This is a genomic window from Halanaerobium sehlinense, assembly GCF_055379485.1.
On sequence record NZ_AP042442.1, the window covers coordinates 2,729,598 to 2,750,454 of the forward strand.

Annotated in this window: 19 protein-coding genes; all 19 read right to left on the bottom strand. The window is 35.1% G+C overall.

Going from position 1 to position 20,857, the window contains the following annotated elements:
• Positions 1-38 precede the first annotated feature (38 nt).
• The 19 genes from ACZ446_RS13290 to ACZ446_RS13380 all read right to left on the bottom strand — a co-directional run bounded on the left by ACZ446_RS13290 (position 39) and on the right by ACZ446_RS13380 (position 20,836).
• Entirely contained in the window at positions 39-1,298 is a 1,260-nt protein-coding gene (locus tag ACZ446_RS13290) for an aminotransferase class I/II-fold pyridoxal phosphate-dependent enzyme (RefSeq protein WP_464393029.1), read from the bottom strand.
• 19 nt (positions 1,299-1,317) lie between these two features.
• A complete protein-coding gene (locus ACZ446_RS13295) occupies positions 1,318-1,698 on the bottom strand; it encodes a RidA family protein (RefSeq protein ID WP_464393030.1) in 381 nt (126 codons plus the stop codon).
• Between the two features lie 216 nt (positions 1,699-1,914).
• Complete coding sequence (locus ACZ446_RS13300) at positions 1,915-2,856, bottom strand: thiamine pyrophosphate-dependent enzyme (RefSeq protein WP_464394413.1); 942 nt, start codon at positions 2,854-2,856, stop codon at positions 1,915-1,917.
• 45 nt (positions 2,857-2,901) lie between these two features.
• The gene (gene porA / locus ACZ446_RS13305) at positions 2,902-4,086 is read right to left on the bottom strand and encodes a pyruvate ferredoxin oxidoreductase (protein WP_464393026.1); all 1,185 of its coding nucleotides are present in this window, start codon (positions 4,084-4,086) and stop codon (positions 2,902-2,904) included.
• Between the two features lie 15 nt (positions 4,087-4,101).
• Complete coding sequence (locus tag ACZ446_RS13310; protein WP_464393027.1) at positions 4,102-4,404, bottom strand: 4Fe-4S binding protein; 303 nt, start codon at positions 4,402-4,404, stop codon at positions 4,102-4,104.
• Entirely contained in the window at positions 4,397-4,969 is a 573-nt protein-coding gene (locus tag ACZ446_RS13315; RefSeq protein ID WP_464393028.1) for a 2-oxoacid:acceptor oxidoreductase family protein, read from the bottom strand. The genes ACZ446_RS13310 and ACZ446_RS13315 overlap by 8 nt, the downstream gene beginning before the upstream one ends.
• A gap of 41 nt (positions 4,970-5,010) precedes the next feature.
• On the bottom strand, positions 5,011-6,072 hold the full coding sequence (locus ACZ446_RS13320; protein WP_464393031.1) for a TRAP transporter substrate-binding protein: 1,062 nt from the start codon (positions 6,070-6,072) through the stop codon (positions 5,011-5,013).
• Positions 6,073-6,124: 52 nt separating this feature from the next.
• Positions 6,125-7,405 carry a TRAP transporter large permease gene (locus ACZ446_RS13325; protein ID WP_464393032.1) on the bottom strand — a complete coding sequence of 427 codons (1,281 nt, stop codon included), beginning with the start codon at positions 7,403-7,405 and terminating at the stop codon, positions 6,125-6,127.
• Between the two features lie 23 nt (positions 7,406-7,428).
• Positions 7,429-8,037 carry a TRAP transporter small permease gene (locus tag ACZ446_RS13330; protein ID WP_464393033.1) on the bottom strand — a complete coding sequence of 203 codons (609 nt, stop codon included), beginning with the start codon at positions 8,035-8,037 and terminating at the stop codon, positions 7,429-7,431.
• Positions 8,038-8,087: 50 nt separating this feature from the next.
• Entirely contained in the window at positions 8,088-9,260 is a 1,173-nt protein-coding gene (locus ACZ446_RS13335) for an amidohydrolase (protein ID WP_464393034.1), read from the bottom strand.
• An 83-nt stretch (positions 9,261-9,343) separates the two neighbouring features.
• Positions 9,344-10,543: a trans-sulfuration enzyme family protein gene (locus ACZ446_RS13340; RefSeq protein WP_464393035.1), complete on the bottom strand. Its 1,200-nt coding sequence runs from the start codon at positions 10,541-10,543 to the stop codon at positions 9,344-9,346.
• A gap of 115 nt (positions 10,544-10,658) precedes the next feature.
• Positions 10,659-11,318, bottom strand: a complete 660-nt coding sequence (locus tag ACZ446_RS13345) for a GntR family transcriptional regulator (RefSeq protein ID WP_464393036.1) — start codon at positions 11,316-11,318, stop codon at positions 10,659-10,661.
• Positions 11,319-11,520: 202 nt separating this feature from the next.
• The gene (locus ACZ446_RS13350; RefSeq protein WP_464393037.1) at positions 11,521-12,690 is read right to left on the bottom strand and encodes a M24 family metallopeptidase; all 1,170 of its coding nucleotides are present in this window, start codon (positions 12,688-12,690) and stop codon (positions 11,521-11,523) included.
• Positions 12,691-12,742: 52 nt separating this feature from the next.
• Positions 12,743-13,741 (bottom strand): phosphate acetyltransferase, encoded by a 999-nt coding sequence (pta, locus tag ACZ446_RS13355; RefSeq protein WP_464393038.1) that lies wholly within the window; start codon positions 13,739-13,741, stop codon positions 12,743-12,745.
• Positions 13,742-13,892: 151 nt separating this feature from the next.
• Complete coding sequence (locus ACZ446_RS13360; protein ID WP_464393039.1) at positions 13,893-14,777, bottom strand: DMT family transporter; 885 nt, start codon at positions 14,775-14,777, stop codon at positions 13,893-13,895.
• 37 nt (positions 14,778-14,814) lie between these two features.
• On the bottom strand, positions 14,815-15,546 hold the full coding sequence (locus tag ACZ446_RS13365; RefSeq protein WP_464393040.1) for an aspartate/glutamate racemase family protein: 732 nt from the start codon (positions 15,544-15,546) through the stop codon (positions 14,815-14,817).
• 42 nt (positions 15,547-15,588) lie between these two features.
• On the bottom strand, positions 15,589-17,232 hold the full coding sequence (ilvD, locus tag ACZ446_RS13370; RefSeq protein WP_464393041.1) for a dihydroxy-acid dehydratase: 1,644 nt from the start codon (positions 17,230-17,232) through the stop codon (positions 15,589-15,591).
• Between the two features lie 21 nt (positions 17,233-17,253).
• The gene (locus ACZ446_RS13375) at positions 17,254-19,257 is read right to left on the bottom strand and encodes an oxidoreductase (RefSeq protein ID WP_464393042.1); all 2,004 of its coding nucleotides are present in this window, start codon (positions 19,255-19,257) and stop codon (positions 17,254-17,256) included.
• A gap of 199 nt (positions 19,258-19,456) precedes the next feature.
• Positions 19,457-20,836 carry a sigma-54 interaction domain-containing protein gene (locus ACZ446_RS13380; protein WP_464393043.1) on the bottom strand — a complete coding sequence of 460 codons (1,380 nt, stop codon included), beginning with the start codon at positions 20,834-20,836 and terminating at the stop codon, positions 19,457-19,459.
• Between the last annotated feature and the right edge of the window lie 21 nt (positions 20,837-20,857).

A 20,857-nucleotide genomic window follows, 5' to 3' on the forward strand; every position in this document is an offset into this window, starting at 1 on the left:
TATTATTATGCATATTCTGTGCCGAAACTAAAAATAATTTAATTTTTTTTATATTTTATTTTTTCTAAGCAGTAAGAACAGTCGTTAAATTGATCCAAATAATCTTTTAAATCTTTAACAATTTGATCCTCATTTTCCTGATTAACAAGGACTCTTTCAAAAAAATCAGCCACTTTTTTCATATCTTTTTCTTTCATACCGCGACGGGTAATTTCTGCTGTTCCAATTCTTATTTCTTTATCAGGACCTCCAAAATCATCTGAAGTCAGAATCTGACAGTCTTCCAACAGTCTAGAAGCCTTATAACTGCCTCCGAAATTACTAACATCCATTAGAAGCAGATGACTTTCGGTAAAACCTCTATCTTCAGCTAAGATATTAAATCCTTTTTGAGCTAACGCTTCTGCAAGTGCTTTAGAATTTTTTATTATTTGTTTTCCATATTTTTCACCATATTTTTTCATCTCTAAAATAGCTGCTGCAAGAGCAGGAAGCCTATTAATATGATGGCTGGTAACAAGGCTTGGCATAACCTCATTTACCTTCAGCATAATTTCTTTAGAGTTTGAAAGAATCATTCCTCCCTGTGGTCCCGGGAATGACTTATGAGTACTGCAAAACATTAAGCCAGCTCCTTCATTTAAAGGATTTGGGAATACTCCTCCTGCAATCAAACCACTGATATGAGAGGCATCATGGATTAAATAAGCTCCCACTTCTTTGGCCACCTCTGAGATTTCTGCAATCGGTTCTGGAAACAGCATCCCTGAGCTGCCTAAAATAATTAATTTAGGTTTTTTTAGTCTTATTTGATCTATGAATTTATCAGTATCTATAGTCTGATTTTCCTGATATGGTATGGCTTCAACATTAAATACTCGCCCAAAATGTTCTACTGTTTCTGCCATTGGATCGATCAAGCCGTGACCCCAGTTTTCTAATACAACTTCCATAATTAAATCTTCTGGATCTGTTAATGCTAAAACAGAAGCAACCCCTGCAATATGACCCCCGATCGCCCTTAAATCACAATAATCTGCCTCAAAAATATCTTTAACAAGCTCAATAGTTTTGCTTTCAATTTCTTTGATATATTTGTTGCCTGTATATTCTCTCTCTTCACCTTCTAAACCTTCATAACAGCCGTAACGTCCGCATAAGTCAGAGTCAAGATACTTTCTAACTGTAGGATTTATGTAATTTTCCGAGGCTATTAAATTAAGACAGTTATTTCTGTAATTATTATGTTTTTTAAGCAATTCATCAATCTCTGCTAATGAATTAAATATCTTAATCACCTTCTTTTGAATTCACTATTTAATTTACCGCAATTACTGAAATTTCAACTGCTACACCTTTAGGCAAGCTCCCTACCTCAACACATGCTCTTGCTGGTGGGTCTTCTTGAAAATACCCTGCATAAATTTCATTTACAGCTGAAAAATCATTGATGTCATCAAGAAAAATTTCCGTTTTAACAACATCTTTAAAGGTACAGTCTGCAGCTGCTAGAACAGCTTTTAGATTTTCTAAAACTCTTTTTGCCTGCTTTTCAACTCCGCCTTCTATAATTTCCTGTGTTTCTGGATCAATAGCTATTTGGCCAGAAAGATACACTGTATTTCCCGCTCTTACTGCCTGTGAATATGCTCCTACTGCTGCTGGTGCTTGATCTGTATGTATAATTTCTTTTTTCATTTTTATTCCTCCTATTTTTTGATCTATCTCATCTAATTTATTTAGTTTATTCCTTAATATTTTTTTAAGTAAAAATAGACTGCCGGGCGGCTCCAGCAGTCTTATATTTTATAATGACAAAACTTTTATAACAATTTGTTGTAATTTATTCTAACGTTTTGTTATAATTACAACACTGTATTTTTATAAATTTAATCGCTTTTTTAAAACTATTTCTTACTTTTCACCACATTTGATTAGAAGCTGTTCCCAGCGGTGATCTACTTCCGCCTGGATCTCTTCTATCATTGCTTTCTTTTCTTCTTTTGTTACGTGCTTGAAGCGTCCCTGTACTTTTAGGAACTCTTCTATTGGAAGCTTTTTCTTTGGCTTGTAATTTAACTTCCACTCACCATTTTCTATCTCATACATTGGCCAGTAACATGTTTCTACTGCTAATTTACAAAGCTCCATCATCTTTTCTGGTGGATATCTCCAACCTCTTGGACATGGTGCCATTACATTTAAGAAGGTCGCTCCTTCTGTGTAAATTGCTTTTCTTGCCTTTGTATGCAGATCTTTTAGGTTACCAATAAATGTTGTTTGAGCTACATATGGTAAGTTGTGATCTGCCATGATTGCTGTCATGTCTTTTCTGAATTCTGCTTTTCCTCTTCCCTCTTTACCTACAGGGGTTGTTGTTGTATCTGCATAGCGCGGTGTTGCTGATGATCTCTGAATTCCTGTGTTCATATATGCTCCGTTATCATAACAGACATATGTCATATCATGGTTTCTTTCCATTGCTCCTGATAATGACTGGAATCCTATATCATATGTTCCTCCATCTCCACCAAAGGCTATGAACTTATAGTCTGTATCCTTATCTATTTTTCCCTGCTTTTTTAGGGATTTATAGGCTGCTTCTGCTCCACTTACTGTAGCTGCTGCGTTTTCAAAGGCATTATGAATAAATGAATCTCTCCATGATGTATATGGATACATAAATGTTGATACTTCTAAACATCCTGTTGCACATCCAATTACTGCTTCATCTTCTTCGTCTAATGCTCTCAACACTGTTCTTACTGCTACTGGCGCTCCACATCCTGCACACATTCTGTGTCCACCTGTAAATCTTTCTTCTTTATTTAACTCTTCTTTGAATTTATATTTCATTTCTGTTTTCATTTCTGTTGTCACTTGCCTTTCACCTCCTGGTATTTATTCTTCCCTTAAGCCTAAGTAACGGTATCTTTCTCCTACTTCTCCTGTTTCTTCTATTTCCATTAGATCATTAAATACGCTCTCAACTGAGGCTACTGTTACGTCTCTTCCTCCAAGTCCGTACATGTAACTTATGATCTCTGGCTTTGTAGCTTCTGGATAAAGTGCTGCTGCTGTCTCGTGATAAACAGGTCCTCCTGATGTTGAGAAGGTTTCTGATCTATCCATTGCTGCAACATATTTTACATCCTTTAATAATTCTACTAATCTGTCTCTATTAAAAGGACGGAATACTCTTATCTTTAAGAGTCCTACTTTTTTGCCTTCTGCTCTCATCTTATCTATTGTTTCTTTTGCTGTTCCTGCAGCTGAGTTGATTAAGACTAAAGCATAATCAGCATCTTCTAACTGATATGTTTCGAAGAATCCATATTCTCTACCTGTCATTTCCTTAAATTCTGCAGCTACTTCTTCTATTACCTTTTTGGCATTTTCCATAGCTCTGTTCTGCTGATACTTATGTTCCATATAGTAATCTGCTGTATCATATGGTCCCATTGCTATCGCATTATCTTTATTGACCAGATATTCTTCTGCTTTGTAGGTTCCTACAAATTCTTTTACTGCTTCATCTTCTTCCAGCTCTATATTCTCTATAGCATGACTTGTGATAAATCCATCCTGACAGACCATTACCGGAAGCTGCACATCTTTGTGCTCTCCGATTCTTACTGCCTGGATTAGGTTATCATATGTCTCCTGGTTATCTTCTGAATAAAGCTGAATCCAACCTGCATCTCTTGCTCCCATTGAGTCACTGTGGTCTGCATTGATGTTAATTGGGCCTGATAAAGCTCTATTTACTACTGATAAAATTATCGGCAGTCTTGATGATGAAGCAATATACAGTTCTTCTACCATTAAAGCAAGTCCATTAGCTGATGTTGCTGTTACTGTTCTTGCTCCTGCTGCCTGTGATCCGATACAGGCTGACATCGCACTATGTTCTGATTCTACTGGTACAAATTCTGTATCTACTCTTCCATCTGATACATATTTTGAAAAATACTGTGGTATTTCTGTTGATGGTGTTATTGGAAAGGCAGCCATTACATCTGGGTTCATCTGACGTAATGCTGTTGCTGCTGCTTCGTTTCCTGATAATTTTTCTCTTATACTCATTTGTTCGCTCCCTCCTTATTCATCTTGTCCTTCTGCTATCATTTCTATTGCATCTACCGGACATACTTCTGCACAAATTGCACATCCCTTACAGTGATCATAATCAAAACCTGTCATCTCACTATCTTTAACTATGATTGATGTGTCTGGACATACTGGTGCACAAAGTAGACACTGGATACATTTATCTTCTTTATAAATCGGCTTGTTTACTCTCCAGTCACCTGTGATAAAATCTTCTGCGTTTCCTGCTGTATATATTGTTCCTCCAGGTGTCAGCTCTTTCCAGTTCATTGTTTCATTAATCTCTTTAGCCATGTGCGTTCACCTCTTTTAACGCTTTTTTTACTGCTGCTACGTTTCCATCTATTACCTCTGGCTTAGAAGCAAACTTCTTTTTAAACAGCTTTTCCATTTCTGTTACGAAATCTTCTTCGTCCATGATCTCTGCAACTTTTACTAAAGCTGAAAGCATTGGTGTATTTGGGAAGTATCTACCGATTGTTGCCATTGAAATTTCTCTGGCATCTACAGTAAAGAGTTCTCCCTCATATCCTTTAAGCTTTTTTCTGATCTTTTCTCCATCTTTAGCTGTATTTACAACTATTGCTCCATCTTCTTTCAAACCTGATGTTACATCTACACTCTCTAAAAGTGTTTCATCTACTACTACAACATAGTCTGGTTTGTAGATATTGGAGTGGACTCTTATTTTCTCGTCACTGATTCTGTTATATGCTGTGATTGGAGCTCCCATTCTTTCTGGTCCGTATTCCGGGAATCCCTGTACATATTTGCCGGTAGAAAACGCTGCATCTGCTAAGAGCAGGGAAGCTGTCTTAGCTCCCTGCCCTCCTCTACCATGCCATCTTATCTGCATCATAATATATTACACTTCCTTTCCGAAGTTAATTTTTAGTTTAATTATTGTTGAATTGCTTCTACATCTTCAAGTAACTGATTTAGAATTTTTTCTGCATCTTCACCATAGTTTTCTACATAAAAATCTCTTGCAGGTAAACTAGCCTGTTTGAATACTTCTCTTTGTTCAGGTGTTAACTCGATAATTTCAATTTCACTTTTTTCTTTAATAGACTCTAAACGTGTACTATTAAGTTCTTTTTGTGCACCAAGAATAAATTCAGTTGCTGCATCGGCTGCCTGCTGAACTTTTTCTTTTCTTTCATCAGATAATGATTCCCAGAACATATCGTTTGCTACAAATGTACCAACAAAGATTGCCTGATTTGAAAGCATCATGGTGTCCTGAACTTCATAGAACTTCATTTCTTCGATAGCAAAAATTGGGTTAACCTGACCATCAATCATGTTTAACTGAAGACTACTGTAAACTTCCATGTATGGAATAGGTGTTGGGTCTGCTCCATAAGCTTTATAACTTTCAGAAATTACAGGAGAGGCCATTGTTCTAATTTTAAACCCTTCAAAGTCTGCTGGTTCTGTAATTGCTTTATTTCCAGTCCACATCTGATATCCTTCAGGGAACCAACCTAAAACTTTCATATTCTTTTCATAATATTTTTCATTCAGCATATCCATTGCTTCACTGTTGTTTACAAGCTCATGTGCTTTATCCATATCAGATGGTAATAAGAAGTGAAGTGAGAATAAGTTGGTTTCAGGAACTAATGTACCAACAGAACCAGGGTTATTAATACCTAACTGGATTGCACCATTTTGAAGTAATTCTACCTGGTTAGCACCATCACCTAACTGGCCAACTGGATAAACTTTTACCTTTACTGCACCATCAGTAAGCTCTTCGATTTCTTCCTTAAATTTCTGAGCATAGCGATCCTGTACACTGCCCTGAACTTCTTCGTGAGCAAATGTCCATTCTACAACTTCTTGGGTATCTGCAGCTGCTTCATTACCACCATCAGCTGTATCTCCTTCTGATCCACAACCTGCAAGTACAAAAACTAAACTGAAAACTAAAAGTGCTGTTAATATTTTTTTAAGCATTTAAACCTCTCCTTTTTGTTTTTTGTGTGAAAATTATGTTCTTAAATTAATTTTAGAAATAAACTAAGTCTCTAAAGAATAGGGCTAGACTTGGGAACAGAACCATCATAACTGAGGCAAAAACAAATAACAACATGTAGGGCCAGACACCTTTAACAACAGTAATAAAATCTTCATCAAACACCGCCGAAGCAGTAAAGATATTACATCCGAACGGTGGTGTAATAGCTCCGATACCAGCCTGCATTGTAGCAATTAAACCTAAGTGAATTGGATCAACACCAGCTTTTACAGCTACCGGATAGAAAATAGGAGTTAAAATAAGTATTACTGGAATTGAGTCAACAAACATACAGGAAACAAAGAAGAAAATACTGATTGTAAATAAGACAAATGTTCCTGATGGATCGGCACCTAAAACACCAGATGTAAGCATTTGAGGAATCTGAGCAAAGGTAATAACCCATGAGAAAGCCTGTCCACCTGCTACAAGGATAAACACTGTAGCTGTTACAACACCTGTTGAAAGTGCAATATCAGGCAGATCTTTAAACTTAACTGACTTAAATACAAACAATTCAATTAAAGCAGCATATAAAACTGAACAGGCAGCCGCTTCTGTAGGACTAAAGATACCTGTATAAAATCCTCCTAATACAATTACCGGGAAACCAAGTGGCCAAACAGCTTCTTTAATAGAATCCCATCTTTCACCCCAGGTAGATTTATCTGTAGTAGGAATATTTTTAACTTTTGCGTAAAAATAGTCGAAAATTGCAAACAATAAGAAAACAATGATTCCTGGTCCAATACCAGCAATAAATAACTCTCCAACTGAAGTACCTGTAATAACAGCATACATAATCATTGTAATACTTGGTGGAATTAAAAGAGCAATGTTAGCAGAACTCATTAATAATGCTAAAGTATGAGAAATATCATAACCTGCTTCTGACATTTTTTTGTGCATCGTTTTACCTACAGCAACTAAGGTTGCCTGAGTAGAACCAGAAATCGCACCGAATAATGTACAGGTCGCACCTGTTGTGATAGCCAATCCACCACTCATATGACCTACAAACTTATCAACCATATTTAATAATCTATCTGCAGTTTCACCTGTACTCATAATGTCAGCTGCAAAGATGAACATAGGTACAGCAAGTAAAGTATATGGAGAAACACCTGCTATTATCTGCTGAGTAATCAGCATTGGCTGGATAAGCGGAAATTCTCTAATTAGTACAACCAGTGGAGCAATAATCATTGAAAACATTAAGGGGAAACCTAAAAATAAAAATGCAAACATTAAACCTAATAGTAGTGTAACCATTTTTTCAACTCCTAACTTTTAATTTAGTTAACAACCTCATCTTGTTTTGGTTCAAATTGTAAATCCTGATCCGGATTAAGATCTAGTTCCTCATTTAATTCACAGCTAATATCACTCTCAGACATTGTTCTTTCACTACCAATATAAATATGTTCTTTATCCTGAATATTAACTACAATAGTAACTAGATACTGTAGTGATGCTAAAAAGAAACCTAAAGGAACAAAGATATACAAAATCCACATCGGGAACTGTAAAGAAGGAGTGATTCTACCAGATTCCATGATTCTTAACACATATAAAGTACCTAAGTAACCTAACCACAGTAATAATACTGTAGAAATGGTAGATGTAACATAAATATAAGGTTTCTTAAATTTTCTAGGTATTGAATCAATTAAAGCTGACATTGTGATATGCTTACCCATTCGAGCTGCATAACTTGTCCCGATAAATGTAACCAACACGATTAAAAACTGTCCTAACTCCTCTGCTGCCTGAATACTCTGATTAAATCCAACTCGTGAAATAACATTTGCAACTAAGATAACTGACATTATAATAATTCCATAACTAATTAAAAACTCTTCAAATTTTCTTACTTTTTTATTTAAAGCAATTATTAAATTCACCTTTTTATCACCTCTTATTTTTACTGAAATTCTGATTCAGCATTAACAAATTATTTATTCAAAAAATCAAATACGCTCTTCAGATGCATCTCCACACCATATTTGAGAACATCTTCATCAATATCAAACTTAGGATGGTGATGAGGATAAGTACAATCTTTTTCTTCATTACCAGCTCCAACAAAATAAAATGTTCCAGGAACTTCTGCTGTAAATTCTGCAAAATCTTCTCCAGCCATACAAACATAATTAACTATGTTTTCTTTGCCAAATACCTCTTCAGCGGCTTTTTCTACAATTTTTGTAGTTTTTGCATTATTAATTAATGTACTATTGCTTGGGAAAAATTCTAATTCATAATCAGCTCGATGTGCTTTACAGATATTGCTGACAATTCTTTCAAATCTTTTTTCTGGACACTCTTCACTGTCATCTCCACCTTCGTAAAGATAACGCATTGAACCTTTTACTTCCAGTTCGCCTGGAATAACATTTGGCGCTGTTCCACCATTAATTTGTCCAAACATAATTAGAGTTGGTTTCAAAATATCAATTTCTCTAGTTTGAATCATCTGAACACTTTGAATGATGTTAGCTAAAGGTAAAAATGGATCAACTGCTGTATGTGGGTTACCACTGTGACCTCCCTGCCCTTTAACTTTAAGCTCAAAGTTTTCATGTGAGCCCATAAATGGACCAGGTGAAATACCAACTTTTCCAGCCTCAATTGGTGACCAGAGGTGAATACCAAAAACTGCATCTACCTCAGGATCTTTTAAAACTCCATCTTCAACCATATATTTTGCACCAGCATCTTCTTCATTTGGTTGAAAAACAAATTTGATATTACCTTTTATTTCATCCCTTTTCTCAGATAAAATCTTAGCAGCTGTTAAAAGCATTGCTATATGACCGTCATGAGCACAAGCATGCATTAAACCTTCATTTTCAGATGAAAATGAAAGTCCTGTATCTTCTGTAACAGGAAGTGCATCCATATCAGCTCTTAGCATTACTGTTTTACCTTCTTCTTCTCCTCTAAGAACTGCAACAACTCCTGTTTTAGTAACCTTTTCTACTTCAAGCCCCAAATCTTTTAGGTACTGATATATTTTTTCAGAAGTTTTAAACTCCTTAAAGCCCAATTCAGGCATCTTGTGAAACTCTCTTCTTAAATAAATTAATTCATCTTCCATTTCTAAAACATCTTTACTTACGTTCATTCCCTTTCCCCCTTCAAGAAGATTTTGAATTTAAAGATAATTTATATCAACCGCCCAGATGGGCGATTGATATAGATACTTAATTATTTAATCATTTCTTCCATTTTTGCTAATGATGCTTCTAAATCTGAAAGAATATCTTCAACATTTTCCACACCAACTGAAAGTCTAACCTGTCCTTCATTGATTCCTACTGCAGCTCTTTCTTCAGGAGTCATATCAAAGTGACTCATTGAAGGTGAGTGCTGAATTAAGGAGTCAACATTCCCTAAACTTGTAGCAAGAGAAATCATTTCTACACTGTTCATTAAAGCTTTTCCAGCTTCAAAACCATCTTTAAGATCAAAACTAATCATTCCACCAAATCCATTCATCTGCTTTTTAGCAATCTCATGCTGTGGATGTTCTGGTAATCCTGGGTAATATACTTTTTCTACTGCAGGATGTTCATTTAAAAACTCAGCAACTTTCATACCATTTTCACAGTGTCTTTCCATTCTCAGCTCGAGAGTTTTCATACCCTGCATTACCAACCAGGCATCAAATGGAGAAATAACTGCACCTAATGTCTGCAGATGAGGCATTCTTACTTTTCTAATGAATTCCTCAGAACCAACAATTACACCTGCAACAACATTACCATGACCACTTAAATATTTAGTAGCACTATGAATAACAACATCTGCTCCTAAATCAAGTGGGTTCTGAATATATGGAGAAGCAAAAGTACTGTCAACAAGAACCTGTGCTCCGTGATCATGAGCAATTTCAGAGATTCTTTCAATATCAGTAATTCTTAAGATTGGATTACATGGTGTTTCTAAATAAACAATCTTAGTATTTGGCTGCATTGCTTCTTTAACAGCATCATAATCAGTTGTATCTACTAAGGTAAGTTCTACACCATAATCTGAAAGAATATCATCGATAAATGTTAGAGTACATCCATAAAGAACATCACTTGCTACAATATGATCTCCACCTTTTACAAGAGTCATAATAGCAGTTGAAATAGCTCCCAAGCCAGAACCTAAAGCAATACCAGCTTCACCATTTTCTAATAAAGCAACTTTTTTACCTAACTCAGCTTCAGATGGACTGCGGAATCTAGTATATGTATAACCAATCTCCTGGTCTTTGTTTAATCTGATTGCTTCATCTACATCATCTAAAACAAAAGTAGATGTTTGATAAATTGGACTGTTGTGTGCACCTGTTCTTGGATCGTGTTCCTGACCTAGATGAATCGCCTTAGAACCGAACCCCATTTTTTTCTTATCCATTTTAATAATTCCTCCTATAATTTGATTTTATTTATTTAAAAAATTAAAACTTTCTGACGTAAATTGTATACTATATACTGTCGACAATAAAAATGCCGAAAAAAAATTGTTTGTTTTAGTTCATTTTATACATTTCAATATGGTCTACTAAAGCAGTTTTGGCGTTTTCAGCATCTCCAGCTCTTAAATACTTAACTATATCTTTATGAGTTTCAGCTGTATCTTTTAAGTCACCTGTCATTTCTGTATCAAATAACATTGCCATCTGAAGCTGGCGATGAAGATCAAATAATATCTCTAACCTTCTCGGACTATCTGCTTTTTCCCAAATATATTTATGAAATTTTATGTCTTCGCGATTGATTTTAATCTTTTTGGTATTAAAATCATCATCTGAATTTGCAATTTCTTCCATCGCATTAATTTTCTTTTCCAAAAACTTAAAATCTTTCTCTTTTAATTTATTATCCCTTACTATCTTATCTATAATACAATTTTCAAGTGAAATTCTAATTTGATAAATTTCTTTAATATCCTTTTCGGTTAATTCAACTACGTAAGTCCCTTTGCGAGGTATTTGTGTTACCAGACCCTGGCTACTCAATTCTTTGATCCCTTCTCTAATTGGGGCTCTGCTAATACCTAACTCATTCGCAACCTGAACTTCATTAATCTTTTCATTTGGCTTATATTCTCCTGTCATTATCTTTTTAGTAAGATAATTTACAGCAACGTCCTTCAAACTTTGTGTTTGATAAGATGTTTGAGCAATCATAACGCACCCCCTCTTATCTTTTTGTCGACTGTTTACATTATAGCATATTCACAATTATCATGCAATTAAAATATCAATTATTTTCAAAAAAATTTAAATTATTTTCTAAACTCCTTTATTTAAAGGGGAATTTGTAATAATTAAATTATTTTTTGAAGAGAAACCCAATTTTCAAATTGAGTTTCTCTCCATTTATTATATCTTACTTAGTGTATAATTTTTTAGGGAAATCGTAGAATTCTTCGCAACCATTTTCAGTAATTCTGATTGCTGAACTCATTTCAAATCCAATTTCATCCTGCCAGATAATAGGAATCAAGTGGAAAGTCATGTTTTCCTGTAAAACTGTTTTGTCTTTAGGTCTCATACTTGCAACCTGCTCTCCCCAATCTGGTGGATAGTTCAGGCCAAAAGCATAGCCCAGTCTGGATGCATCTACTAAGCCACCTTTAGCAATAGAGTTTCTCCACTTCTCTTCTACTGCTTCACAGGTTACTCCTGGCTTAATGAAATCTAATGTTTCTTCTAAGCCTTCAATAACAATATCTGTGATTTCCTGCATTCTCTGAGGAGCTTCTCCTAAGTATACAGTACGAGCGATAGGAGCATGGTAGCGGTTATAACAGCCAGAGAGTTCTAAAATAACTGGCTCATTTTCTTGATATTTTCTATCTGACCAGGTTAAATGTGGTGCCTCAATACCATCACCAGCAGGCATTAAAGGAACAATAGCAGGATAGTCTCCACCAAATTCATCTGTTCCACTGATCTGGGCATGAGAAATTTCTGCAGCAGCATCACATTCTCTAACACCTACATTTACAGCGTCAATACCAGTCTGCATAACTTTTTCTGCAATCTTACCAGCTCTCTTCATAAATTCAATTTCCTGAGCTGATTTAATAGCTCTAACTTTTGCTACTAAGAAAGTTGCATCTTTAAATCTAGCATTAGGTAGGCTGTCATTTAAAATTGAATATGTTTTGTGAGTAAAATAGAACTGATCCATTTCTACACCGAAAATCTTATCTTCCCAACCTTTATCTTTAATAACGTCTACAACAAAATCGATTGGATGCTTTCCAACTGGAGAATGGACATAGTCATCAGCATAGTTTCTAATATTTTCTTCGCTTAAGAAGGTAGTTACCTTAGCAGCGTTACCATCCATATTTCTACCAATCCAAACTGGCTCATCTTGATCTAAGGAAACAATTACACACTGGTGCACATAAAAAGACCAGCCATCATATCCTGTAAGATAGTTCATATTTGCTGGATGAGTAGCAATTAAAACTTCAATACCTGCTTCTTCCATTCTTTTTTTAGTCTTTTTGACCCGTTGTTCGTACTCTTTTTCTGTAAATAACATTTTATTCCTCCTTATAATTTTATGTTAATTTGATAGTGCTAGCAATTTAAAATTAGTGATTTTGAGCCTGAATTGCAGTAATAGCAGTTAAATTTACAATCTCTTCAACCGAACAACCTCTTGATAAATCATTGATTGGTGCTGCAAGCCCCTGCAGAATAGGACCAATTGAATCCGCCTTTGCTAAACGTTGGGCCAGCTTAACTCCAATGTTGCTGGACTGCAGATCAGGGAAAATCAAAACATTTGCTTTACCTGCTATTTCACTTTCAGGTGCTTTTCTAACTCCAACACTTTCTACAAGTGCGGCATCTGCCTGCATTTCTCCATCAATTTTTAAATCAGGAAATTTGCTGTGGGCAATTTTTACTGCCTCCTGAACATTGCTAACATTTTCATGTCTAGCACTGCCCATTGTTGAAAAAGAAAGCATTGCAGTTTTAGCTTCAAAGCCCAATAAATCTTCAACTGTCTCAGCTGTAGATTGAGCAATCTCAGCTAACTGCTCAGAATTAGGAGTAGGATTTACCGCACAATCTGCAAAAGTAATAACCCCATTCTCACCAAAGCTTTTATCTTTTAGTAGTACTATTATTGCACTGGATACTGTTGAAATACCTGTTTTAGTTTTAATTATCTGAAAAGCCGGCATTAAAACATTTCCTGTTGGATTATCTGCACCGGCAACCATTCCGGCTGCTTTATCTGTATAAATCATCATTGTACCAAAATACAGAGGGTCTTTAATTATTTCTTCAGCTTCTTCTTTGCTGATTCCTTTATGTTTCCTTAGCTCATAAAATTCATCTCTGAATTCTGATATGTACTCTGAGTTTTCAGGATCAATAATTGTTAAACCCTCAAGGTTTATCTCTTTATCAGCAGCAATTTTTTTGATTTTTTCCAGCTTACCTAAAACAACTATCTCGGCAATACCTTCTTTTTTTATAATTTCAGCAGCTTCAACAATTCTTTCATCTTCACCTTCAGCAAAAACAATTTTTTGCAAATTTGAAGCAGCTTTTTCTTTAAAGTTTTTCAATAACTCCATATATTCACCTCCTTTGAAAACTAACTGAAAATTATTTAGTAATTCAGTTTGATTTTTATAAGTTTCAAACAATTGACAACAATATACAGTCATCTGTCGACAATCTCTTATATTTATAATTCTCTGCCAATTCAAAATATCCTTCTTTTTTTTAATATTTTTTTAATATTTTTTTCTGTTTTTTAAATAAAACCTGCGTAGATGCTGTCAAGACAAGGCCTACACCCATAATCTGAATTAAAGTAAATTGTTCAGAAAAAATAACAAAAGACAAAACAATTGTCATAATTGGTTCTGTCATTCCCAAAATTGATACAATTGTGGGACTGGTAAGTTTAATTCCAGCAAAAAATGATAAGAAACCGCCGACAGTAATCAAAGTAATTAGGCCAACATAAATCCAGCTAACAGGAGTGAAGTTAAAATCAAGCTTATTTTGGTATAACCCTGCAGCTAAAAAAGTAAAAGCTGCAAAAATACAAATATAAGCAGTTGTAACTGATAGAGGAATTGTATTTAAAATATGTCTTCCATATATCGCATATACACTATAGGAAATTGATGCTCCTAGAGCCAGTAAAATTCCAATTTTATTTAGATTGTTAAAATTCTCTCCAAATAACATTATTAAACCAGCAAAAGAAACAATAATTGAAAATACTATTCTTTTTGTTATCTTTTCACCATTTATTAAAAACGAAAGCAATGCTACAATAATTGGATAGGTATAAAATAACAATACCGCCAGAGAAGGAGAAATAACTGATATTGCAGAAAAATAGCAGATACTAAAGACTGAATAAATTATTCCTCCCTGCACAAATAGTTTTAAATGATCTGATATACCAAGATTAATTTCGTTTTTATTAATAAAGATATATGAAAACAAAACTAAAGCAGCCATCATAAATCTTAAAAATAAAAGTGAATAAACACTAACTCCCCCGTCATAAGCAAACACAGCTAGAACCGGTGTCATTCCAAAACCAGCTGCAGAAAATAAAGCAAATATTGCTCCTTTATAATACGGATCCATTAATTACCACTCCTGTGAATTATATTTATATTCTATTTCAAAAAACTCCCTGATATTCCTTTTTTACTAAGGCAGATTTAACGAAATCAATCATTGTTATAAAATCAAAGACCGGAAGTGAAAGTGACTGATGCACTGATTTAGCATATGGAGGAAGCATACTGCATTCTAATAAAACCGCTCCAATTTCAGGATTTTCTGCAATCATTTTTTTGCTTACATCTAAAACCTCTTGTTCTATCTTTTCAGTATCTAAATAACCTTCTTCGAGGACTCCGAATTTATAAAAATTTTCTTTGTTTTCCATTCCGCGAATCACAACTCTTTCTCGTTCAATATTTACTGAGTCTAAAAAGCTGTCATCATCTAAACTATCAGATTTGGCACTAATAATCCCAACTTTTTTGTCTTTAGCAATTATTGAAGAAATAAATGGAGCCTGCAAAAGACTTGATAAAAAGACCGGTATATCTACTGCTTCAGCAACCTCTTTTTGGAAAAGGGCAAAAAATCCACAATCAGCTGTTATCGCTCTCACACCTGATTTTTCCAAATCTTTAGCAGCTTCAATTAAGATATCTAAGGCAGTTTGATCTTTATTAAATAATCTGTCAAAAGTAAGTCCTTCAACTAATTTATATCTGACCGGATAATTATAGGTACTTGCATTTCCAACATCTCCAGGGATAAAAGGTGCTTTAAAGTCTAAAAGTAAAATTCCAATAACCTCACCATAATTGTCCTGAGCTCTATTTGCATGATATATCATTTTTAAATCCCCCTCAAATATTTTTAGTTTAGTGATATTATACTAAATAGTCATTCCTGCTCCTTGATCAGCTGATTTACACATTTGAGCATAAATATGCATCATGCCCTGTTTAACCTTTGCTTCGGGCTGCTGCCATTTTTCTCTTCTTGCAGCTAATTCTTTTTCACTAAGCTTAATATCTAAAGTCGAATTCTTGATATCAACAGAAATTATGTCTCCATCCTTGACCAGGGCAAGTGGACCTCCAGCATAAGCTTCTGGGGTAACATGACCAATGATTGGGCCGTGATTAAAACCAGAAAATCTGCCGTCAGTTATTAACCCAACACTTTCATCCAACCCGTATGCGACTAAAGCATCTGTACTCAACATAATTTCTTTCATTCCCGGAGCTCCTTTTGGCCCTTCATAGCGAATTACCATTACATCTCCTGGTTCGATTTTACCTTCCTTAATTGCTTTAACTCCTTCTTGATCACGGTTAAAAACCTTTGCTGGTCCAGTGAATTTTTTCATACTTTCTGGTACCGAAGATGATCTGACAATAGCACTATTTGGAGCCAAATTACCTCTTAGAATTTTTAAACCACCATCAGCATTAATGGGATTATCTAAAGGTCTGATTACTTCTGGATTCATGTTTTTAGCTTCAGCAATAATTTCTCCAATAGTTTGGCCGGTTATAGTAGAAACATCTAAGTCTAAGTATGCTTCTAATTCTTTTAATAATGCAGGTACACCTCCTGCTTTATGGAAATCTACAACTGAATAATTACCAGATGGTTTAACTCCACAGATACAAGGTAGTTGATTTCCAAACTCTGCAAAATCATCCATTGTTAATTCTACTTTGGCCTCTCTTGCTAGAGCTAATAGGTGTAGAATTACATTTGTCGATCCCCCCATGGCGATATTTGTTTTGACAGCATTTAAGAAAATTTCTCTATTTAAGATATCACTTGGCTTTAAATCTTCCTCTACCATAGAAACAATCCTTTTCCCTGCCAATCTGGCCGCTCTTTTTTTGTCAGCATATACTGCAGGAATAGTTGCTGTTCCTGGCAAATTAAGTCCTAATACTTCTGTCATAATCTGCATACTGTTGGCTGTTCCCATTGTCGAACAGGCCCCAGGACACATACAGGCTATATTTTCAATATCTCTGACTTTCTGGCTGTCAGCATCTTTGCCCATTGTCATCACACCTACATCAGACGGTAGAACTTCTTCTCCCTGATATTCACCGGTCAGCATTGAGCCGCCAGTAATAACTATCGAAGGCACATCAACTCTAATCGCCCCCAACATTACACCTGGAATAATATTATCACAGCTGGCCAGTAAAATTAATCCGTCAAATTGGTGAACAGTAGAAACATATTCTACTCCCATTGCTACCACATCTCTTCCGGCCAGCTCATATTTTAATTCTTCTTCTCCTACAATCATATCACCACAAGTTGAAGGAGCCCCAAATTCTACCGGTACTCCACCTGCCGCCCAAACACCCTGTTTAATACTTTCTGCAATTCCATTTAAATGGGCATGGCCCGGTGCACCTTCGTTATATGTATTAACAATTCCAATATGGGGTTTCTTTTTAATATCAGCATCATCAAAACCACAGCCTTTAAGCATTGCTCTTCTCATAATCGCATCTGTTCCAATAAATTTATTATTCATTTTTTATTCCTCCAGTATTTTTTAAATAGATTTTGCTACTTCGTAAGCATCCCAAATTGAATACATAATATTTGCAACTTTTTTAGAGTCACCAATTAAATTAACTTTAAGATTCATATCTTTAACCTGCTGGTATAATTCTTTGTTTTCCTTATAACCAGCGGCAATTATAATTGTATCTGCTTCGATATTTTCTCTGCTAAAGTTTTTAGATATTACGCTTACAGTATTCTTATCTATTTCTAAAATACTGCTTCCTGTTTTAACATCTATTTCATGGAAGTCCACCAGATCTTTTAACATATCTGAGTTGGCATGAGAAACAAAAACACTATCCAATAAATCATCCATCATTTCAACAATTGTTAATTCTTTTTCTTTTTCGGCTAACCAGACAGCAGTTTCTACTCCAACTAAGCCTCCACCTAAAATTACTACTTTTTCTCCAATTTGATCTTCATTCATTAATGCTTTACAGGCAGTTATTACATTTTCCTGATCGACTCCAGCAATCGGTGGAATATTTGCTTTAGCACCGGCAGCTATTATAACTTCATCAGGAGACAATTCTGCTATTAATTTTTGGTCTACCTCCTGCTCTAAATTAATAATAACTCCGAGTTCTGTTAACTCTTTTTTGTACCAGTCAATAAGTTTTCTTTCATCTTTTTTAAAATCAGGTACAGAGGCTTCAATTAAATGGCCACCTAAATAATTATTCTTTTCATAAAGCTGTACCTCATGACCTCTTAAAGCACTAACTCTGGCAGCTTCCATGGCTGCTATTCCGCCACCAACTATCATTATTTGTTTTTCTGTCAGAGCAGGGCCTACAGCATATTCTGTTTCACGTCCACAGGCTGGATTAACTGCACATGACATTTTCTTCCCGCTTTCCAATCTTCCCATACAGCCATCATGACAGGCTAAACAGGGTCTAATTTTATCTAATTTTTGATATTTAACCTTGTTTGGCCATTCCGGATCAGCTAATAAACCGCGACCAATTAAAGCCATATCAATCTGTCTTTCTCCAACCGCCTGAGCTGCAAGTTCTGGATCATCAAGTCTACCGGCAGTTAAAATTGGAACATCAACTACTTCTTTTAATTTTTGGACATAGGGTAAATATAGGCCGTGATCCATATATGCTGGCGGATGAGCCCAGTATAAAGCTTCATATGAACCTAAATCTGCATTAAAAGCATCATAACCAGCTTCTTCAAGTATTGCAGCTGCTTCCAGACCTTCTGCTAAAGTTCTTCCTTTTTCCTGATAATCTTCTCCAGGCAAGCCCCCCTGGTGCAAATCCTTAATACAGCTTTTTACTCCATAACGTAGAATAACCGGATAATTGCTGCCTAATTTTTTCTTAATCCCCTCAACAATCTCAGTGGCTACCCGAAGTCTATTTCTCAAATTACCACCATATTTGTCAGTCCGATTGTTAAATAATGATAGCGCAAACTGATCAATTAAATAACCTTCATGCATCGCATGCACTTCGACCCCATCAAAACCAATGTCTTTTGCTAAGGCTGCAGCATCTATCATTTTTTGGATCATGAACTCTACCTCTTCTGTTTGCAGTTTCCGACAGGTGATTTCAGGCTGACTGAAGTGAGCTACAGCTGAAGGGGCAACCGGATGGCTGTCTACTAAATCTAAAAATAGTGACCTACCAAATCCCATAGTCAGCTGCAGGAATATCTTAGCCCCATGTGCCTGCACTCTTTCCACCATTTCACTGGCTGTTAGCTTAAAAGCGGTTGGGTTTGTTGAAATATTTTGAAAAATACCGGTATGGGTCTGTTCAATTGTATTTTCGACTTCAACACCACCTGTTATTATTAAACCCGCTCCTCCTTTTGCTCTCTCGACATAATACTCAACTGCCCTCTGGTCAAAAGCATTGTCAGAATTAATTAAGCCCGAGGCAGCCATAGGCGCCATTCCTATTCGATTTTTAATTTCTAAATCAGAAATTGTTAGTGGTTCAAATAAACTATCATAATTTTTCGTCATTTTGATCCTCCTTATATTTTTTGCACTCACTATAATATAATTGCAAGATCTATGCCGAAAAAACTATGTTTTTAAGCCTAAAAAGAGCTTTTTAAGGCTAAATTTCAATATTTTCAATCAATTTAAGCTCTTTTTTTGAAGTCAACGTAAAAATAATCTACAGTTGTAAAAATAAATTACACTGCAGATTATTTTTGTTTTAATAATTAAGGTTATATTTTTCTATTTTATGATATAAAGACTGCCTTGATATATCAAGAATTTCTGCTGCCTGAGTAATGTTGTTTTCAGCTTTTTCCAAAGAACTTGAAATAAGCCTTTTTTCAAGTTTTTGGACATTATTTTTTAAAGACAGATCATCTTCAAAAAATAAATTACCTTCTCTGTCATCCAGACTCGAATCAATTCTATCTAAAATATATTTCGGTATATCATCAAGTCTAATCTTATTACCTTTGGTGTTACTAATAAATGCACTTTCAATACAATTTTTGAATTCCCTAACATTTCCAGGCCATTCATAACTCAAAAAAACTTTTTCGACTCTTGTGTCTATCCCTCTAATTTCTTTATCAAATTTCTGATTAAAATCTAATATAAAGTGATCACATAAAACCTGAATATCGTCTCTTCTTTCTCGTAATGGAGGTATCTCTATATTCACTACACTCATCCGATAATATAAATCTTTTCTAAAACGTTTTGAGCCCAGCAGATCCTCAATTTTTTCATTTGTAGAGGCAATAATTCTCACATCAGTTTTATATTCTTTTTTTCCACCAATCCTGCGAACTTTACCGTTTTCAATTACCCGGAGCAGCTTTGCCTGAAGAGAAGTAGGCATTGAATTGATCTCATCAAGAAAAATTGTCCCTCCATTTGCCAGTTCAAATAGTCCTTTTTTCTCTTCCGAACCAGTAAAACTTCCTTTAGTAGTTCCAAAAAACAAACTTTCCATTAAGTTTTCAGGTATAGCTGCACAATTTTGAGAGATAAAAGGCTTTGCAGCTCTATTACTTGCATTATGGATTGAATGAACAAATAACTCCTTACCTGTTCCTGTTTCTCCATAGATTAGAATATTAGAATTATACTCTGCAGCCTTTTTTAACTGAGCAATGATACGCATAACTTCAGCATTTTTAGTTATTATATCTGAAAATTTATATTTTGACCCGGGACTGTGGCCTCTTTTTTTTACCGCTTCTACCTCGGAAGTGTTAATCATTGTATTAATATCATAAGATAAAAATACAACTCCCAGAATACCATTTTTATTTTTCAAGGGAAAAGCTGTATTAATAGCATTAACCTCTGTTCCATCACTTAGTTTCATAACTTGGGCCTGGTTAACAATAGCTTCTCCCGTTTTCAGCACCTTCAAAGCAGTACTGGTTTCATAATCAAGCCAGGGATAAACTTCTAAAAACGGTTTGCCAACAACCTCCTCTGTACCTAGTTTATTATGAATATCATTATAGTTATTGTAATAAAGTATCTTAGCATTTTTGTCAATGATACAGATAACATCTGTCTCCCTAAATGCTCTTTTAATATGATGAAGATTTTTAAATGACAAAAAATCTCCTCCTCAAAATCT

Bases quoted from the DNA above. Each gene is read 5' to 3' on its own strand.
- ACZ446_RS13295 (WP_464393030.1), bottom strand. From the start codon at position 1,698: ATGAAAAAAGAAATTATACATACAGATCAAGCACCAGCAGCAGTAGGA.
- ACZ446_RS13345 (WP_464393036.1), bottom strand. From the start codon at position 11,318: ATGATTGCTCAAACATCTTATCAAACACAAAGTTTGAAGGACGTTGCT.
- ACZ446_RS13315 (WP_464393028.1), bottom strand. From the start codon at position 4,969: ATGATGCAGATAAGATGGCATGGTAGAGGAGGGCAGGGAGCTAAGACA.
- ACZ446_RS13310 (WP_464393027.1), bottom strand. From the start codon at position 4,404: ATGGCTAAAGAGATTAATGAAACAATGAACTGGAAAGAGCTGACACCT.
- ACZ446_RS13375 (WP_464393042.1), bottom strand. From the start codon at position 19,257: ATGACGAAAAATTATGATAGTTTATTTGAACCACTAACAATTTCTGAT.
- ACZ446_RS13320 (WP_464393031.1), bottom strand. From the start codon at position 6,072: ATGCTTAAAAAAATATTAACAGCACTTTTAGTTTTCAGTTTAGTTTTT.
- ACZ446_RS13300 (WP_464394413.1), bottom strand. From the start codon at position 2,856: ATGAAATATAAATTCAAAGAAGAGTTAAATAAAGAAGAAAGATTTACA.
- ACZ446_RS13335 (WP_464393034.1), bottom strand. From the start codon at position 9,260: ATGAACGTAAGTAAAGATGTTTTAGAAATGGAAGATGAATTAATTTAT.
- ACZ446_RS13365 (WP_464393040.1), bottom strand. From the start codon at position 15,546: ATGATATATCATGCAAATAGAGCTCAGGACAATTATGGTGAGGTTATT.
- porA (WP_464393026.1), bottom strand. From the start codon at position 4,086: ATGAGTATAAGAGAAAAATTATCAGGAAACGAAGCAGCAGCAACAGCA.
- ACZ446_RS13325 (WP_464393032.1), bottom strand. From the start codon at position 7,405: ATGGTTACACTACTATTAGGTTTAATGTTTGCATTTTTATTTTTAGGT.
- ACZ446_RS13350 (WP_464393037.1), bottom strand. From the start codon at position 12,690: ATGTTATTTACAGAAAAAGAGTACGAACAACGGGTCAAAAAGACTAAA.
- ilvD (WP_464393041.1), bottom strand. From the start codon at position 17,232: ATGAATAATAAATTTATTGGAACAGATGCGATTATGAGAAGAGCAATG.
- ACZ446_RS13360 (WP_464393039.1), bottom strand. From the start codon at position 14,777: ATGGATCCGTATTATAAAGGAGCAATATTTGCTTTATTTTCTGCAGCT.
- pta (WP_464393038.1), bottom strand. From the start codon at position 13,741: ATGGAGTTATTGAAAAACTTTAAAGAAAAAGCTGCTTCAAATTTGCAA.
- ACZ446_RS13340 (WP_464393035.1), bottom strand. From the start codon at position 10,543: ATGGATAAGAAAAAAATGGGGTTCGGTTCTAAGGCGATTCATCTAGGT.